This is a genomic window from Streptomyces sp. NPDC004732 (assembly GCF_040609235.1).
Lineage (GTDB): Bacteria > Actinomycetota > Actinomycetes > Streptomycetales > Streptomycetaceae > Streptomyces.
The window spans coordinates 696,261-714,419 of the sequence record NZ_JBEXJR010000005.1 but is presented as its reverse complement, the minus strand read 5'-3'; the positions used below and the strand labels follow the sequence as shown (position 1 = coordinate 714,419).

Annotated in this window: 13 protein-coding genes; 7 read left to right on the top strand and 6 right to left on the bottom strand. The window is 65.4% G+C overall.

All coding sequences use genetic code 11. From position 1 onward, the window contains the following. Positions 1 to 219 precede the first annotated feature (219 nt). Positions 220 to 1,689: a type VII secretion integral membrane protein EccD gene (gene eccD / locus ABZV77_RS18595; RefSeq protein ID WP_356257549.1), complete on the bottom strand. Its 1,470-nt coding sequence runs from the start codon at positions 1,687 to 1,689 to the stop codon at positions 220 to 222. 163 nt (positions 1,690 to 1,852) lie between these two features. Between eccD and eccCa the strand changes: the two genes are divergently transcribed. Both eccCa and ABZV77_RS18585 read left to right on the top strand, forming a co-directional pair. Continuing rightward, positions 1,853 to 5,812, top strand: a complete 3,960-nt coding sequence (gene eccCa, locus ABZV77_RS18590; protein ID WP_356257546.1) for a type VII secretion protein EccCa — start codon at positions 1,853 to 1,855, stop codon at positions 5,810 to 5,812. A gap of 176 nt (positions 5,813 to 5,988) precedes the next feature. Further along, positions 5,989 to 6,366, top strand: a complete 378-nt coding sequence (locus tag ABZV77_RS18585) for a hypothetical protein (protein ID WP_356257543.1) — start codon at positions 5,989 to 5,991, stop codon at positions 6,364 to 6,366. Positions 6,367 to 6,488: 122 nt separating this feature from the next. On the opposite strand, the gene ABZV77_RS18580 is transcribed toward ABZV77_RS18585, so the two are convergent. Then, positions 6,489 to 6,899, bottom strand: a complete 411-nt coding sequence (locus tag ABZV77_RS18580) for a hypothetical protein (protein WP_356257540.1) — start codon at positions 6,897 to 6,899, stop codon at positions 6,489 to 6,491. Positions 6,900 to 8,051: 1,152 nt separating this feature from the next. Here ABZV77_RS18580 and mycP (ABZV77_RS18575) point away from each other — a divergent pair. The 5 genes from mycP (ABZV77_RS18575) (at position 8,052) to ABZV77_RS18555 (ending at position 14,178) form a co-directional block, all read left to right on the top strand. Beyond that, the gene (gene mycP, locus ABZV77_RS18575) at positions 8,052 to 9,368 is read left to right on the top strand and encodes a type VII secretion-associated serine protease mycosin (protein ID WP_356257537.1); all 1,317 of its coding nucleotides are present in this window, start codon (positions 8,052 to 8,054) and stop codon (positions 9,366 to 9,368) included. A gap of 209 nt (positions 9,369 to 9,577) precedes the next feature. Continuing rightward, a complete protein-coding gene (locus ABZV77_RS18570) occupies positions 9,578 to 9,994 on the top strand; it encodes a hypothetical protein (protein WP_356257534.1) in 417 nt (138 codons plus the stop codon). A 1-nt stretch (position 9,995) separates the two neighbouring features. Beyond that, positions 9,996 to 12,233, top strand: coding sequence for a DUF6571 family protein (locus tag ABZV77_RS18565; protein WP_356257532.1), 2,238 nt, complete (start codon positions 9,996 to 9,998; stop codon positions 12,231 to 12,233). A 310-nt stretch (positions 12,234 to 12,543) separates the two neighbouring features. After that, positions 12,544 to 12,912 (top strand): hypothetical protein, encoded by a 369-nt coding sequence (locus ABZV77_RS18560; RefSeq protein ID WP_356257529.1) that lies wholly within the window; start codon positions 12,544 to 12,546, stop codon positions 12,910 to 12,912. Positions 12,913 to 13,863: 951 nt separating this feature from the next. Next, positions 13,864 to 14,178, top strand: coding sequence for a DUF397 domain-containing protein (locus tag ABZV77_RS18555; protein WP_356257526.1), 315 nt, complete (start codon positions 13,864 to 13,866; stop codon positions 14,176 to 14,178). A gap of 91 nt (positions 14,179 to 14,269) precedes the next feature. Here the strand turns inward: ABZV77_RS18555 and ABZV77_RS18550 are convergent, their stop codons facing one another. From ABZV77_RS18550 to eccB, 4 genes are all read right to left on the bottom strand, one after another. Further along, positions 14,270 to 14,578 (bottom strand): WXG100 family type VII secretion target, encoded by a 309-nt coding sequence (locus ABZV77_RS18550; protein WP_356257523.1) that lies wholly within the window; start codon positions 14,576 to 14,578, stop codon positions 14,270 to 14,272. Between the two features lie 32 nt (positions 14,579 to 14,610). After that, positions 14,611 to 14,943: a WXG100 family type VII secretion target gene (locus tag ABZV77_RS18545; protein ID WP_356257520.1), complete on the bottom strand. Its 333-nt coding sequence runs from the start codon at positions 14,941 to 14,943 to the stop codon at positions 14,611 to 14,613. 297 nt (positions 14,944 to 15,240) lie between these two features. Beyond that, the gene (mycP, locus tag ABZV77_RS18540) at positions 15,241 to 16,437 is read right to left on the bottom strand and encodes a type VII secretion-associated serine protease mycosin (protein ID WP_356257517.1); all 1,197 of its coding nucleotides are present in this window, start codon (positions 16,435 to 16,437) and stop codon (positions 15,241 to 15,243) included. Between the two features lie 96 nt (positions 16,438 to 16,533). Next, positions 16,534 to 18,063 (bottom strand): type VII secretion protein EccB, encoded by a 1,530-nt coding sequence (gene eccB, locus ABZV77_RS18535; protein ID WP_356257514.1) that lies wholly within the window; start codon positions 18,061 to 18,063, stop codon positions 16,534 to 16,536. Positions 18,064 to 18,159 lie beyond the last annotated feature (96 nt).

Sequence of the window (18,159 nt, the reverse complement as noted above, 5' to 3'; positions counted from 1 at the left end):
CTCCTCGTGATGTCTTCGAGTGCCTCCGAGTGCCCCTGGTCTCAATCTCAGGGAAGCTTCCGTGACTCGGGAGGCGGGGATGAGCCGTCCGGCGCGGGTCCGGGTCCTGGTGGGCCCGGGGTCCGGATCCCTGGGGATTCGGAGGTGCGCATACAGACGGTCGTTTCACAGGGTACCAGTCCGCTTGTGGGGGGTTTGGCCCGGCCGCGGCGGCCCCGCTCAGCTGGTCAGGGAGCGGGCCGCGTCATAGACGTCCAGTACGGCGAGGCTCAGCGGGACCAGGGACAGCAGTATCGCCGATTCCGTGAGGTCGAGGAGGCGGCCCCAGAAGGGGGAGAGCCCCTTCGCCGGAATGATCAACGAGATGGCCGTCAGCAGGGCGCAGCCCAGTGCGATGGCGGCGGTGAGCCAGACCGCGCGCAGGTCCAGGGGGCCGCGGTCGTCGTGGAGGAGCAGCTCGCGCACGGCGTCGCCGGGCGGGTTCAGCGCCAGGCCGATGAGCAGCAGGGCGATGGCGGCGATGCCTGCGACGAGCGCACACACGACCTGCGAGGTGTAGCGGAAGAGCCGGGCGCGGAGCAGGATCGCCAGGCCCGCGGCGAGTGCCAGGAGCTGCCCCCAGACGTTCCCCGAGAAGCCGAGGACGACGGCCGAGCCCACGACGACGGAGGCCGACCCTGCGACCAGGCCGAGCAGCAGCTCGTGGCCGCGCCGAGCCTGGGCCGCGATCCGGGCCGCGTCGAGGGGGCCGGGGTCGACGGTCGCGTTCAGGTCGGCGTCGAAGTCCTCCTGTACGGAGCTCCGCGGCGAGGCGTAGCCGATGGGCAGCCTGGCGAACCGGGAGGACAGCCCCGGGAGGAACGCGACGAGGGCGATGGTCACCGGGGCGGTGACCGCGGCGGCCTCCGTCGCCGTGGCTTCGGTGAGGATCGCGGCGAAGGTCGCCAGCGTGCCCGCAGCGGCCAGGAACGTGGCGGCCACGAAGGGTGCGTCACTGCCGGGAGAGACCACGACGAGCAGCACCGATGCCACGAGCACGGCGACGCAGCCGAGCAGGAACTGCAGTCGGCCCGGTCCTTGCCCCGCGTCCGGGGCGATGATTCCCGATCCGGCGACGAGGAGGAGCGGCAGGGCGGCGAGACCGAGGACCGCGCCGACGGCACGGTCCTCGTAGACGCGCACGCGGACGCCTGCGAAGGCTATGAGGAGCAGGCCCATGCCGCCCGCGAGGATGCCCGGCAGGCTGCTCATGTCGTGGCGCACGGGATCGGCGAACCAGAGCACGAAGGCCATCAGGAGGAGGACCAGGAAGCTTCCGGTCAGACCGGCGCCGCGCAGCAGCGCGTCCCTCCACAGCCTGCGGTCCCGGACCACGGCGGACGCGACCGCGTCCGCGACGTCGTCGTACACGGCGGGCGGCAGCGACATGGCGAAGGGCCGCAGACTGAGCACCTCGCCGTCGAGGACGCGCTGGGCGGAGAGAGTGCGGGCGCCCTCCAGGACGGTGCCGTTCTGGCGTACGAGGTTGTAGCCGGTCGGCGTGCCGACCGGCTGGGTCTGGCGAGTCAGCCGGAGAACTTCCGGATAGATGTCGGCCACCGCGATGTCCTCGGGCAGAGCCACATCGATACGGCTGTCGGGCGCGACGACAGTGACCCTGCAGAAACCGGTCGCTGCGGGCGAACTCACCTTGAATAACCCCCTGATTCGCGGTTGCGCACCGTGCGTGCGTCACCCTACCGCTACGCCCTGTCAGTGCCTGCACATAGGATCACCATGGTGCGGAGGGAGACCGCATCGACGAAGCAGCGGTACGGAACTTTCCGTCCGCATAGGGGGGATTGATGCTCCGGTGAGTCAGATCGTCATCAAGCGCCCGCCGCGCTCCCTGCCGCCCGAAGTGCCCAGTGATGAGCTGCAATTGGCGCCTCCGCCCGAGCTCCCTCGCGGACAGCAGGAGGGCGTGCTGATGCAGGTCCTGCCGACGCTCGGCATGGGCTCGTCGGTGGTCTTCTTCTTCGCGTCGCCCAACGCCCATCCCTTCATGCGGATCATGGGCGTCGTGATGCTGGTGTCGACGGTCTCGATGGTCGTGGCCCAGATCGTCAGATACCGGCGCGGTACGCAGGGGCAAATGGCGGACGTGCGCCGCGACTACCTCAAGTACCTTGCACAGACCCGTCGTACGGTGCGTCGCACCGCCCTGAAGCAGCGCGACGCCCAGCTCTATCTGCACCCCGCCCCGGAGCAGTTGTGGTCGGTGGTCGCCGAGGGCAGCCGGGTGTGGGAACGCCGCATCGGTGACCGGGACTTCGGCCAGGCGCGGGTGGGCCTGGGCCCGCAGCAGCTGTCCACTCCCCTGGTGGCGCCGGAGACGGCGCCGGTCGACGAGTTGGAGCCGCTGGCCGCGGGGGCCATGCAGCAGTTCCTCGCCGTGCACAGCTCGCTGGACGGACTGCCGGTCGCGGTCTCCATGCGCGCCTTCTACCACTTGACGGTCTCCGGAGAGCCCGAGTCCGCGCAGGGCACGGCACGCTCGCTGGTCGCCCAACTGGCCACGCTGCACGGGCCCGAGGACCTGGTGATCGCGGTGGTCGCGGCCCCCGGTGCCGTCGGGCGGTGGGACTGGACGAAGTGGCTGCCCCACTGCCAGTTGCCGGGCCAGGTCGACGGCGCCGGCGCGAGGCGGCTCTTCGGCGACGACCTCGGCGATCTGGAACAGCTCCTCACCGACCGCCTCGACGGCCGACCGCGCTTCAGCCGTGACGGACAGCCCGTGCTCGACCAGCCGCACCTCGTGGTGGTGCTCGACGGCGGCATGGTGCCGCCGACGTCCGCCTTCGCCGCGCCGGAAGGCCTGCAGGGCGTGACGATCATCGAGGTGGTCACAGGGGAACTGGACGAGCCGCGCGGAGGCCTCTCTGTCGTGGCCCGCCCCGGCAAGCTCCTCCTGGAGTCGACCGGCGGCGTGGCCTACGAAGGCTTGCCGGACACGCTGTCGCTGCCTGCCGCGGAGGCGCTGGCACGCCAGCTGGCGCCGCTGCGCATGGGCGGGGGCGATGACGACGAGCCGCTCCTCGCCAACCTTGACTTCACCGATCTGCTGAATCTGGGGGACGCGGGTTCGGTGGACGTCAGCCGCACGTGGCGGCCCCGTTCGACGGCGGAGCGGCTCCGCGTCCCCATCGGGGTGGGCGAGGACGGCCAGCCGGTCATGCTGGACCTCAAGGAGGCGGCCCAGGAGGGCATGGGCCCGCACGGACTGTGCGTGGGCGCCACGGGTTCGGGCAAGTCCGAGCTGTTGCGCACACTGGTCCTCGGCCTGGCCGTGACCCACTCCTCCGAGACCCTGAACTTCGTCCTCGCCGACTTCAAGGGCGGCGCGACGTTCGCCGGTATGTCGGACATGCCGCACGTCGCGGCGGTCATCACGAACCTCTCCGACGACCTCACGCTCGTGGACCGCATGGGCGACGCGATCCGTGGCGAACTGCAGCGCCGTCAGGAGCTGCTGCGCTCGGCGGGCAACTACGCGAACATGCACGACTACGAGAAGGCGCGCGCCGCGGGTGCACCGCTGGCCCCCTTGGCCTCACTCGTCCTGGTGATCGACGAGTTCAGTGAACTGCTCACGGCCAAGCCGGACTTCATCGACATGTTCATCCAGATCGGCCGCATCGGCCGGTCCCTGGGTGTGCACCTGCTGCTCGCTTCACAGCGCCTCGAAGAGGGCAAGCTGCGCGGGCTCGACACGTACCTGTCGTACCGCGTCGGACTCCGCACCTTCTCCGCCTCCGAGTCGCGTACGGCGCTGGGCGTTCCGGACGCGTACCACCTGCCGTCCGTGCCGGGTTCCGGCTACCTGAAGTTCGGCACGGATGAGATGACCCGCTTCAAGGCGGCGTACGTCTCCGGGGTGTACCGCGCGGGTGGCGCGGACCCGGCATCGACCCAACTGCCCATCGAGCGCAGGCCCGCACTCTTCACGGCGGCTCCGGTGGCAGCGACGTACACGACCCCGGACGCCGGACAGCTCGGCACGCCCTCGCGCAGGGAGGACGACGCGCTGGCCGATACCGTGCTCGATGTCGTGGTGCGCCGCCTCGAAGGACAGGGCGTGCCCGCGCACCAGGTGTGGCTGCCGCCGCTGGACGAGGCTCCCACGCTGGACCAGATCCTCCCGCAGCTCGTGGTGTCCCCGGAGCGGGGCCTGCACGCCGACGGCTACACACGCTCCGGAGGCCTGACCGTCCCTCTGGGCCTGGTCGACAAGCCCTTCGAGCAGAAGCGTGAAGTGCTCTACAGCGACTTCTCGGGCGCGGCCGGAAACATGGTGGTGGTCGGTGGCCCCCAATCGGGAAAGTCGACGCTGCTGCGCACGCTGGTCACGTCGTTCGCGCTGACCCACACCGCCCACGAAGTGCAGTTCTACTGCCTGGACTTCGGCGGTGGCGGGCTGGCCTCGGTTGCGGATCTCCCGCACGTGGGAGGGGTGGCTTCCCGACTCGATCCGGAGCGGGTACGGCGTGCGGTGGCAGAGGTCGCCGGTGTCCTGAACCGTCGCGAGGACTTCTTCCGCGCCAACGGCATCGACTCGATCACCACGTATCGGCGGCAGCGCGCCGCGGGGCAGCTTCCCGGCGAGGCCTGGGGTGACGTCTTCCTCGTCATCGACGGGTGGGGAAGCTTCAAGAACGACTACGACATGCTCGAGGGCGTCGTCAACGACATCGCCGGTCGTGGCCTCGGTTACGGCGTGCACGTCGTCGTCTCCGCTTCGCGCTACATGGAAGTACGGGCAGCGCTCAAGGACCAGATGCTCGGCCGCCTGGAGCTGCGCCTCGGTGATGTCATGGACTCGGAGTTCGACCGCAAGGTCGCCATGAACGTGCCCGCCGGGGTGCCGGGCCGCGGCCAGGTCCCGCAGAAGCTGCACTTCATGACGGCGATGCCGCGCGTCGACTCGTCACCCGATCCGGCGAACCTGTCCGATGCGACGGCCCGGTTGGTCGAAACGGTGAAGGGCAACTGGCACGGGCCCGCGGCCCCGACGGTGCGGCTGCTGCCGCGCAAGCTCCCGGCCGATCAGCTCCCGAAGGGTTTCGAGTTCCCGCAGCACGGCGTCGCGATCGGTATCGACGAGACGAACCTGGAACCGGTCTTCGTCGATTTCGAGACAGATCCATTCTTCCTGGTCTTCGGCGAAAGCGAATCGGGCAAGACGAATCTGCTTCGTTTGATCGCTAAACAAATCGCGGAGAGGTACACACCCGCGCAGGCGCGCATCGTGGTCGGTGACTACAGGCGCACCATGCTGGAGGCGGTGTCGCCGGACCACCTGCTGGAATACGCCCCGATGGCATCGGCAATGGACGTCCACATGAACGCCATTGCCACGTTCATGGAGAAGCGGTCGCCCAAGCCCGACATCACTCCGCAGCAGCTGCGTGATCGAAGCTGGTGGAACGGTCCGGAACTGTTCGTGATCATCGACGACTACGAACTGGTGGCGACCAACTCGACCAATCCGCTGAGCGTGTTGGTCGATCACCTGCCCTTCGCCCGGGACGTGGGCGTCAAGTTCATCATCGCCCGGAGCTCCGCCGGCGCCTCGCGCTCGATGTACGAGGCCTTCATGCAGCGCGTGAAGGAACTGGGCGCCCAAGGCGTGCTGTTGTCGGGCGATCCGAGCGAAGGCGACATCCTCGGAAATGTCCGCGCACGCCCCATGCCGCAGGGGCGCGGAACTTTCGTGTCACGAAAGCGCGGCACTGCCCTGATTCAAGTGGGGCGGCTACCGGACCACTACTAGAGTGCGTGCTGGATACATGACTGAACGGGGAGGCAGGCGTGGCGAGTTCGGGCGGGGGCAACGGCGGAGCGCCGAACACGGACAAGTCGTTCGACAACCTTTACGGCGTAAACCCCCAAATGGCACTGGACGTCCAGGCAAGTGCCATGAAGGGCTTCAAAAAGCGCGTAGACAACTTGCTCATTGAGCTCGAGGGGTCGGAGGCGGCGCCGGGCAGGGTCGGCGCCGACCGGCTGTCACGAGCGCAGCTGGGTTCGGGGGACTTCAAAGAGGCGCAGTACCTCTACGACTCGTACGCGACCGTGCACGACGAGCTGGAGAAGCTCTCGAAGGCGTTGGGGGCCCAGATCGAGGGCCTGGGACTTGCCGTCCATGCGTCGCGGGTGGGCTACGACAACCTCGAGGACGACATCCGCGCGCGGATGAAGGCGATCAACGCGGAGGCGGAGAAGTACTACGACCCGGACCGGGATCCGTACACACAGGGACCTGGCTCCCGTTCCGGTTCCGATGGCCCCGGCCCGAAGGCGACGGACAAGGACACGGCTCTGTGACGACCGAACAGAGACGGGCACGGGTGCGGAGACGGGGAAGAGGACGGGGACGGGGACGGGGACGGGGAACGGGGGCACAAGGACATGGCTGAGGGATCCAAGGGCGGTACGCCGAAGCTCGCTCACACGGACTTCGAGTCCATGACGCACGAGCAGCTGCTCGCACTGCTGGAGTCCGCGAGTTCGGAGGGTGCCTCCCAGCTCGCGGGGAAGTTGTCCAAGGCCGCGTCGACGATCACCAAGATCGGCGACGACCTCATGACGTACACGAAGGGCCTGCACTGGCAGGGCGAGGGCGGCGACGCCTTCCGCGCGTGGGGCACGCAGTCGGCCAGCGCCACGCTGTACCTCGGGGAGTACAGCGAGGTCGCGTCGCGCTGGATGGGCGTGGTCGCCCAGGCGATCGCCGAGGCGAAGGCATCGATGCCGCCTGCCTCGGACACGACCCAGGCGAAGGCCGACCTGCGCACCGCCAACAAGAACATGGACGCCGCCCAGAAGGCCCGCAACGATCCCGACGCCGGCAAGGTCACCCGCGACTCCAAGGCGGACGCGACGGCGGCGCAGGGGCGGATCGAGGCGGCGCAGGCGGAGGCGGTGCAGCGGATGCGGAAGCTGGCGCAGACGTATCAGCAGTCTGCGCAGCAGGTTAATGGGGTGACGCCGCCTACGTTTGCGCCGCCGGCGAGCCATGCGGAGAATCCCCATGAGTGGGTGCGGCCCCAGAACTATGAAGCAGTACCGGGTTCGGGAAGTGATCATTCCGGCGGTGCCGCGACTTCCGGGCCATCCGTCGCAGGGGGAGGCCCTGGCGGAGGCAGCCCCGCTTCCGGCGGCGGTCCCGCTCCAGTCGGCCATCATCCGGTCCCTGGCGGCATTCCGGAGAACAATCCCGTATCCGCGCCGCCTCCTGCTCGTCCGCACTCCCCTGAGCCCGCCTCCATGGGGATCGACCGCGTGACACTTCCCCAGGCCCCGCACGTTCCGGATGGCCCGCCGGCCCTTGGCCCTCCCACCGTCCGCCCTGAAGGCACAACGCCTCCCGCCCTGGGCACCGCGCCGCCTCCGTTCAATCCGAGCCTGAGCAACCCGGGGCCCAGCGCGCCACTGCCGAACCGTCCCACTCCAGGAGTGCGGCCACCGGCCGTTCCAGGCCTGACAGGCCCCACCAACGGCCTGGGCAACCGCCTCCCCCGGGATCCCGGCGTCATCGGCGGCCGTCCGGTCCTGCCCAACTCAGGGCGCCCGACGCCGGGTATCCCTCGCAGCAACGTGTTCGGCGGTGACCACATGCAGGGTCGTCCCTCCATGGGCATGGGTACGGGGGCCGGACCCGGAGCCGGTGGGACGGGCCCCGCCCGTACGGCCCCGATCGGAGGCCGACGCCTCACGGGAGAGGCGGGCGGCACGGTCGGCAGGCAGCTTCCTCAGCCTGGCCGAGTGGGCGGGCGTCCCTTCACTCCGGGGGGCACGGGGCTCGTACGCGGATCCACCTCAGGTGAGCCGTCGCGCTCGGCCGCGGCGGGACGCCCAGCTCCGGTGCCCTCCAACACACAAAAGAGTTCCTCCCGCGACGAGGATCGGCGTGACAGGCCGAACTACCTCTCCGAAGAGGAAGAGACCTGGCAACCCGACCAGCGTCGTATCGTCCCGCCAGTCGTCGACTGACCTGACAAGGAACACAGATGCCCATCAGCCGGAAGAGCATCGCACTCTCCAGGGTCGCTCTGGCAGCGGCACTGGGATTCCTCATGACGAGCGTCGTGGCGGCTCCCGCGCACGCCGACAGTGTTCGCGCCCGCCAGTGGCACCTTGACGCCATGCGTGCCGATGAAATGTGGAAGACCAGCACCGGTCGTGGGATCACCGTCGCAGTCATCGATTCCGGAGTCGATGGAACGATCGCCGACCTGCGTGGTCAGGTGTTGGACGGGAAGGACTTCTCCAGTCTTGCGGGCGATGAGCACACGGACGACGCCAACCACGGCACCGGTACAGCGGCCCTCATCGCGGGAACAGGCGCTCGAGGCGGCACAGCGGGTTCGTTCGGCCTGGCTCCGGACACCAAGATCTTGCCCATCAGGATGTCCTACGGGACCGAGCGCTCCCGCCAGGGGACACAGCTGTCGGGTTACTCCCGTGACATGGCGAAGGCCATTCGCTACGCCGCAGATTCACAGGCTCAGATCCTGAACGTTTCCATGGCGGCTGCCAACCATCGTGGCTTCAAGAACGTTGACACTCCTGAACTGACGGCTGCGGTCAAGTACGCACTCAGCAAAGGGAAGCTGATCTTTGCTGGTGTCGGCAATGACGCTGCCAAGGGCAACCCACTGATGTACCCGGCGGCGACTCCTGGCGTGGTCGGAGTCGGCGCGATCGACCGCAAGATCAAGAGGACCAAGGAATCACAGTGGGGCCCTCAGGTCGACATGGTGGCGCCCGGGGATGACATCTGGAACGCGTGCACCGGCGGCACCAAGGTGTGCAGCGGTAGCGGGACCAGCGCCAGCACGGCCCTCGCCTCCGCCTCCGCCGCCCTCATCTGGTCCAAGCACCCCAACTGGACGAACAACCAGGTCCTACGGGTCATGATCAACACGATGCAGGGCAATGACGACGGCTGGAGCCGGGACGACTCGGTCGGCTATGGCGCGGTACGCCCTCGCATCGCGCTCAAGAACCCGGGCGATCCGGGGCCTGCCGACGAGTACCCGCTCCCGGACCTCGCAGCGGCAGCCAAGTCACCCTCTCCGAAAGCACCTGAGGGCACCAGCTCCTCCGAAGGAGCCGACCAAGCCGACGAGACAGCCGCCAAAGTCCCGGCCACGGAGGACGATGGCAACATGACCTGGATCCTCTCCGGCGTCGGGGCAGTCGTGGCCCTTGGAACAGGCACTGCCGTCGCAGTGACACGTTCCCGACGCCGTCGTACCCACCATCAGTTTCCGCTCGCCAGCCCTGTGTACGACAACCAGGCTCACTCCGACCGCAGGCCGTGATGGTCGACTAACGCCCGCAGAAAGACTTACCCCGGGGACCTGTGGTGGTGTGCAGCTCATCGTGGAGGACGCAGCGACGTGGGGCCAAGGCGACCTCCGAGGTCCTTCAGGAACATGGCCAAGGCTGACGTCATTATCGGCAACAACCCGAAAGCGACCAGTTCAGCGATGAAAGTATCCGTTCAAGCTCCCCCACCGGAGAAGTAGCAATGGCCTTTGAAGACGAGTGGAAAAAAGTTCTGGCGCAAGCATCTGAGAAGTCCCCCCTGGAACTCAACGGGACTGGCGGGTACGACGATCGGGGCGGATCGAAGGACCAGCTAAATGTCTCCTCCAGCGTCCTAGAAGAGCGGGCCAGGAAGGCAGAAATCGTACGCGGGAATTTCAGGGACTCGGACAACAAGGTGATGGGTGCAACCGAGAAAGTGGAGCTCAAAGGCTTCAAGTCCGATGCAGCCATAGCCACCTTCCAGAAGCGGTGGCGACGCCAGATGAGACACATGGATGGCCTCCTGGAAAACGGCGTTATCAATAATCTGCGAACCTCCGCCGTATCTTTCAGAGCAGAGGAACAAAAGCGCTTGAGGGAAACGAAGAAACTACATCAAGAGGGAAATGGGAGCTAACATGGCGCTCACTTTTCATCAATTGATCAAAGCGGACTTCTCCACACTCTCTGATGCCGTCGACAAGTGGCGAAACCTCCCCGAGCAGCTCAACACGATTGCCGGATCATTCGATAGAACAGTGACTCAGGGATTGCGCGAGTCGGAATGGAAGGGTGAAGCTGCACATGCCGCGCTCGAAAAGTTTCCTGTAGTCGATGCACAAATGAAGGCAGCATCCGACGAGGCCAGAGACGTCTACGATCTGCTGAACAGCGCGCTGGACGCATTCAGGAATGCCAAGAAGGATCTGAAGCTGGTCCAGGATTACGTACGAGACGACGAGAATCTGCATATAAATTCTCAGGGAACCGTCTACTGTGCCCCTCCCGCCTCCGTGAGTGCGCCGTCAATCAACAAGGCGTATATTGAGACGGTTCATAGCTGCAATGACCGTATCGAAGCCGCCCTCGAAAGCGCTGAGGCCGCGGACGACGCCTTGCACTGGGCGCTCACTTTTGATGCCAACGGCAGGCAGCGCGGTTTCAATACCGAAATGGCATCTACCATCAAGGAGGCGAAAGAGGAGCGCAAGACGGCACAACAAGACGCCAAGGAGATGGTTGAGCTCGCCCGTCTTGGTGACGATTTGAAGACCAGCCAGATCGAGCGCATGAATAAGCTTCTGTCTAAATATGAAGGTGACCCCTTTTTCAATGAACGGTTCACTACCGGACTTGGCGCCAAGGGGACTTTGCAGTTCTGGGCGGAGATGGCCGACCCTAAGAAGGAGGGGAACACCCGAATCCCCTACGAGCACAGTGCGGCTCGGCTGGACCAGCTGAAGTCCCTTCAGGACAACTTGTCTAGAACACTCGCCTCCGCAACACAATCGGACTCGGTTGGTATGCAGAGGTGGGAGAAGCAGATGATCGACCTTGGCGGGAGAAGGATCGGAAGCGATCACGCTGGTGATCCATTTGGTTTTCAGGTAATGAGTAATCTGATGCGCGAGGGGTCTTACGACACTGATTTCCTCCAGAAGTACGGGAATGCTCTCAGAGAGGACGACAAGAGGTTCAATGAGGAGCCGTTCTCACCATCTGATCACTGGACCAGGAACTCGACAGCGGACCTGAACTTCGGCGAAAAAGATGACCGCGGCCAGGACCCAATGACCGGGTTCATGGAGGCTCTCGGGCATAACCCTAAAGCGTCCACAGAATTCTTGTCATCGAATGAGAATTTTGACTACCTCGCCAACGAGCGAGAGTGGCCCTCGGACGGCACCACCGATAGCGGCACGGACGGATCAGCGGGATACCGGTCCCTGTCGCACGCATTTGAGTCGGCAACGACCGGACACGCATACGACACAGGACCCAGCGCGGATATGCCCCCGCACACCAAGGAGCAAGCACAAATCATGACGAAGATCGTTCATGGGGTTGCTGACCCTGACGATGACTTCAAGCTTCATGAAGGCATGGAACGGAGTCTCGGGCAGATGACGGCCGAGTACATGCCGGACGTCCATCATGCTCTTTCCGGAGGATCCGCCGGCGGCGACACGCTTGGGCAGCTCTATCCGATAAGCGGTGCCCAGGCAAAATTCTCCGAGAACGACATTACTCGCTACATGTATGAGCTCGGGCAGACTCCGGACGGATACAAGGCTATCAATGCTGGACAAACCTTGTACTCCAGCAACCTCATCAACTATCACTACGCGAATCCCGGCGACTCCGGCCTGCCACCCCTCGAGACCTTGGAGGAGATCTCATCCAGGAACTCGGAGGTACAGGGAATCGTCGGCTTGGCTCGCGCAGACTCTGACATCCAAAAATCAGCCGAAGGTGACGCAGCATTTAACGCCAACAAAGACGAGTGGAAGACGTGGACCAAAAGCTTCGCAACGATAGGCATCGGGGCTGGAGTGGGCGCTGCAACATCGCCCGTTGGCGGCGCCCTGGCTGCTGTGGCTTTGGATGACATCAGCGGCCAAATGATCGATAAGCTCTTCGGTGAACCTCGCGACAGCTCTGACAGCGCACTTTACCAAGCCGGAGAAAAATGGGAGGATCACAAAAATTCAACACTGCAAGCAACCCAGGATGCTGCGGAAATTTCAGATAAGGCACACCCCTCAGATCTGAAGGAAGCTCAAGTCGAGCGATCCATTCGCGACGGCCATTTCACAGGTAGCGGTTACGCCCATGATGTCATGAAGGAGTACAGGGAACAGAGGGGGAAGGCCTAATTATGCCAAAAGACCGAAAGAGCATAACATGGAATGGTTGAGCAGGCGGCGCACACTCCTTCTCGTTCTAGCCCTCGCGGGCGGAGTCGGAATTGTCTCCGCATTTCTTATCCGTGACACCACGGACGATCCACCTCGGAGCCTAAAGGCTTCAGAGACATGCCTCGAGGACATCTTCTCCGGAGATCTGGCCCCCCTCGAACGGCTCATTTCCCCTGATTCCTCATTTAAGGCAGATTGGTCTCGAAAGGCCACTAATAAATCCCTGAAACTAAATTGCAGAAATTCCACCGAGACTGCCACGATTGTTATGACTGCCGACATGCGCGACGGAACTCGGCAAGAATGGCTTTCGTCACTGGCGAGTCACGAACAGGTCGGTAGCATCTCGGATGCTTCTCGATTCAAATCGGGCACCGAGGCGCTCGTCTGGGACAATGCCGCAGCGATCTACAGTGCGTGTAAACCATATTCCGAGGGATCCAGTCATACTCAGAAAATGAAGCGCCCGTATCTGTCTGTGGTAGCAACTGCTACAGGTGCCGCGAAAGGAAACGATGACCAGCACCGGAGAGACTTGGCTGATGTGGCCGTGAAAATGCTGTACGAAGCACAGATGCAGACCGGCTGCCAAGAGTCTTTCGTGCCTCCAAGCGGGCCGCCGAAGATTGAATCATAGTCCGCCGACTTGCTGACCGGATGCAAAGTTCACTAGAAGCCGTGAAAAGGAAGCACATCCGAGGAGGTCGGGAACACCATGCATCATTCTGCCTTTCGATCTCCCGCCACTGTGAAGGTGATCATATTTACGTGCATCGCCGTCGTGTTGGCGACCGCCTGCACGAATAATGAAACGGCCAGCCAAACGGAGAAGTCGTCATCACCGACGGCCCGCAACGAGATCAGTCAGGCATGTGCCGGCATAGTCGACGGGCAGATCATTGCTGAAGCCCGTGAATCTCCGCTGTGGCCGCAAACCATTACTGCTCCTTCTCTCGAAGCTTCCGCCGTGGCCCGATTGCTGCGCAAGTTGTACCCCGCAGAGTCCGTTCCCCCTCACTATATGTGCGCACTTCGAGACAGAAAGAGCGGCCTTTTGCGTCTTGGTGCCACAGTGACCTGGGCAAAATCAGACGGGGTCCCGGGCAGGCCTCTGACTCTCAGTGAAGCCGTCCGGTATGTGGCAGGGGACTCGCCTGCCAATGCCGGGACCTTGTGGGTTGCGTGCCAAATGGGGGCTTCCGACGGCGCACGCCCCGAGGCCGCAGTCCAAGGAACCCTCCTGCGCTTCACGGCTTGGGATGCCTTTCGGATGAGCCAACGCGCTCATGCCAGGATGCTGATCTCCTCGGCGAAAAGACTCACCCCGCGCCTGGGGTGCTCGAATACTGTCAAGTACCCGTCCCCTCGACCTCTGGCGTCGGCGCACCCCCCACAGGGCACATGACTGCGCTGCTCTCGCTGCGGCGGATGCACCAAACGGTCCCGGCACTCGGACAAGTCCTGAGGGAGTACACCAAATGAGCGTTAGCCTGCCCAACGACCCCAAGTGACTCCACTCCCGGCCCCCACCTCGCCAAGTAGGCTGAGCCACCAGTGGTTTCGTACGTCGGGAAGGGGCCGGTTCGTCATGGGCGAGGGACAGGACGAGGACGTCAGGGCGCGTAAGGAGCGGGAGAAGGACGAGCTCTACGCGCTTGATATCTCCGGCGTCGAGTGGCACAGCGCGCCCGGCACAGAGACGGCCGAGGAGCGCGTCGAGATCGCTTATCTGCCCGAAGGAGCCGTGGCGATGCGGTCGTCGTTGGATCCCGAGACCGTGCTGCGGTACACCGCGGCCGAGTGGCAGGCCTTCGTGCTCGGGGCCCGGGACGGGGAGTTCGACCTGGAGCCGACGCCACGGAACGGTGGTCTGCCGGCGGACGGGACCGACTCTGTCGGGTGAGTTCGGTACGCCTGCTGGGAGAGGTGTGAGTGTGTGGGTCGGGGCAGTTCGCACGCCCCGACCCACAAGTGCGTCACTGGCCGGGCACGCCTCAGCTCAGCATGCGGAAGCGCGCGGCGTTGCCCTTGTCCGTGTCGCTGTATCCGACGACGGACTCGTCCAGCAGACGGGCGATGCGCTGCAACTTCAGCACCATCGCGTTCATCTCCGCCTCGCTCTGCCGCTGAATGTCGCTGTACGCGGTCTTGGCCTCGCCGTCCCAAGTCTCAGCCACGCGCGCTACCTCACGCATGAGGGTCTCCAGCCCCTCATCCATGTGCCTGGCGGTGTTGCGCACATCGGTGGCCGCCGTAGTGACGGTGTCGTAATTGACCGCTGTGCGGTCGAAGTTGTCAGACATCTCGGTACTCCCTGACTTTCGGTCGCAGCGTCTCAGGCGTGGTCGACGATCTTGCTCGGCACCTCGTACGAGTTGTCCACCTTGCGGATCTGTGCGATCCGCTCCTGCTCGTGGCTGTCGAAGCCCTTGACGCTCATGCGCATCACGTCTTCGAGGTCGACGAGGTTGTCCTGGAGCTTCTTCAGGTGCTGGTTCACACCTCGCTGAAGGGTGTCGAATTCCTTGCCGGCCGCGCCCTTCCAACCGGCCTGAATCATGTCCACAACCGTGTTCAGTGACGTGACGCGCTTGCTCACGTCCATGTGAAAGTTGCGGATCCTTTCCGCCAGCTTGGTGAGATCGTCATTGCTGTAATCAACGCTCATCGCGCTTGCCCTCCTCGTGTGCGGACAGCGGCGGTACCCGCTGTTCTGTTCGGATCTGTGCCGAGCCTCCCGGCTCCGGCGGGCAAGGGTCGCGCCAGGTCTCGCATGTACCGACACGCGATTCGCGACGCTGCGCCGCCCCCGTGCAGCATCAACTCGTGATGCTGTAGGTCACTCTAGTCATTTGGGTTACTCAACTAGCATGCGTTAAGGGTCAGTTGTGACCCCGAATGCGATATCGGCGCCGAGAATCAGCCACGACACCTGCCGCACGCCGCTGGAGTGAATCCGCGGATTTCAGACACCTCTTCTGTTCAGGTCCCTTCTCCTGCGGGCCTCGCGCAGGGCTGCCGCCGCGCCCGCGATCACCGCCACCACGACCACGGTGATGCCGACTGCGTACGTCGCGTACCGCTCGGCCCGCTCCTGAGAGGTCTCGGCGAGCGAGAAGGCCGCCGTGTCCGGTGGCGGGGCCTTCGACACCCCGGGGTCCGGGGTCGGCGACGTCGCAGGTGAGGTGCTGTCGGAGGTGGTGACGGCTCGTACGGGGTCGATCACGCCCCAGCCGACGTAGTTGTCATGGCCGTTGATGGAACGCTCCGCTGTCTGCTCGATCCGGGTGGCGATCTGGGCCGGACTCCAGTCCGGGTGCCGGGACTTGAGGAGAGCGGCCACGCCCGCGACGAAGGGCGCCGAGAAGCTCGTGCCGTTGTCCGTGCACTGGCCCCCTCCGGGGACGGTGGACACGATGTCCACGCCGGGAGCCGCGACGTCGACGAAGTCCCCGGGCTGGGAGAAGGCCGCTCGTTCGTTGTTGCGGTCGGAGGACGCGACCGCGAGGACGCCGTCGAAGGCTGCCGGGTAGGTGTCCTTCACCTTGCCGTCAAGACCGTCGTTTCCGGCGGAGGCGACCACCACGACCTTGGCGTCGAGGGCATCACGTACCGCCTTGGCCAGGGCCGATGTGCGCGACAGGGGTTTCGTCGTGTCCTGGGAGATGTTGATGACGTCGGCACCCTCGGCGACCGCGTGGTCGATGGCCTTCGCCATCGAGTCGGAGTCACCGCTGTTGTCGGCGTCGTTCTGCCGGATCGGAATGATGGTCGAGGCCGGTGCGATGCCTACGAAGCCCGTCCCTTTGTGCGGCCGGGCCGCGATGATGCCCGCGACCTTCGTGCCGTGACCGACCTCGTCCTTGGTGGGGTCCGCGCCCTTGCCCTTCGTCAGGTAGTCGCGCCCCGCACGGGCATTGACTGCGCCTGCGAGCTGCGGGTTCTTGTCGTCCACCCCGGTGTCGATCACCGCTACCCGGATGCCCCTGCCCTTCTTCCCGTCCTGCCACAGCTCATCGAGCAGCACCCGCTGGAGCGGCCAGGGGCGGCCCTTGATCTGCTCGGCGGGGGTCTGGCACGCGCCGTTCCCGGCCAGTCGCACGTGTGCGTGCGGGCGGGTACCGGCGTCGTCGGCAGCCGCCACGGGCGTGGCCGTGCTCATGGCTGCGACCGCGGCAGCCCCGGCCAGCAGGGCTCTCTTCGTCGGCGGCACCGCTACCTCTGTCCTCTCCGTCGGTGGCATCAGGGGCAAGCAGGGTCAGGAGCCCTGGGGCTGTCGGGCGCTGTTGGTGTCGAGGCGGGGGCCCTTGGCGAGGAAGTCGGACCAGGGCAGGGGGACCTTGGCGGGCCGGACGTTCTTGTAGCCGAGCTTGACCTGGGCCTCACTCGGTTCGGGGCTGCCGTCGGTCGTCTTCTGCTTGCCGTCCGATCCGATGTCGGACTTCTCGCTGTCGCTGTCGCCGTTGGCCTGCACGGCGTACCGCAGACCCGTGTCCGTCACGAGGAAGAGGGACCCGGTCTCTGTCTGCGTGCCACGGACCTGGGTGTAGAGCAGGCCGGTTCCGGGGGTTACGTGTGTGCTCGTGCCACCTGCGCCGATGTCGGCGGGGTACTTCGTGCCCGCCCACGTGCTCAGCGTCGTACCGCCTTCGTCATCCACGTTCCGCAGCACGCTGCACACCGTGTCCCGACCGGTGCCGCTCGTCCCGCTGTTGACCTGAACGGTGCGGTGCCGGGGCCACTTCGCGGCCTCTCCGTCGAAGGTGCCGTCGGCGGACTCGAAGTCCTGGAGGCCCACGGTGCGGGCCTCGCCGTCCATGTTCAGTTCCCCCGTCTGCCGTGAGTTGGTCAGGAGCCAGGCGGTGAATTCGGTGATCGGCTGGACCTTGCCGGGCAACACCACGAAGTGCTTGACGCCCTCGCCGGTCTCCGCCTTCAGGACCATGCCGACCCGGTTCTCCTCGGCCGACAGCTGATCCGAGGCGTCGGCCGGGTCCCCCACGCTCGCAGGCAGCTGCGGGAAACGGATCGGGCTGCCTCGGTGCAGCGTGGCAAGCCACTCCTTGGTCACCAGTTGCGGCTTCCTCGTCGGGCCGACGAGCGCGTCCGCCAGGAGGTCTCCCTCATCGCCCTCGACCTCGTAGGACACCCCTGCCGCGTCCACGAGGTGGCGTGCTCCCGTGCGCGTCTTCACGTACAGGACTTCGCCCGTGTCGAGTCGCCGCGAGCCGTCCATCTTGTCGGCCTCCCGGTCGGCGAGGACGAACGTCGCCTCCTGTGCCGTGCGGCCGCCGGAACCCGGCTGCTCGCACACGGCCCAGCGCTTGGGCCTGCCCGCCTCGTCGGACGAAGGGAGGCGGTCGGGAGCGTAGGGAATGCCGATGATGGGGCCCCGCGGCGGCTCGCCCGCGTCGAGGATGCCGTCGCTGACCTGAATGACCTTGTAGTCGGCGCCGTTCATCAGCAGGCGCGCAGAGGCCAGGTTCAGGACGGGGTGCAGGCGCGACTTCTTGCCGGTCTTGAGCACGACGTACCGCGTCGTCGAATCCTTGCCCACGATGACGCGGGTGCCCGGCGCGTCCCATCCCGGCGGCGCCTTGGGCTGGAACATCCCCCACGCGCCGAACACGGCCAGGACCAGGACGCCCATGATCACGCTCGGCAGGAAGGCGCGCAGTGGACGCGGCGCGCCCTCTTCGGACCCCGTCGGGGAGGGCTGGAGAAATGCCGCCAACGTCCGCTTCTTCGCGAAGGTGTACGCGTTGAGCTCGTCCCGCCGTGATGCCATGAGCGCCTGCTTCTCCCCCACCGCAAGTCGGGGCGCGAATCAGCGAACCCCATTCCTCCATTGCAAGACCCGGCCCCTACTATGCAGGGTGAGTAG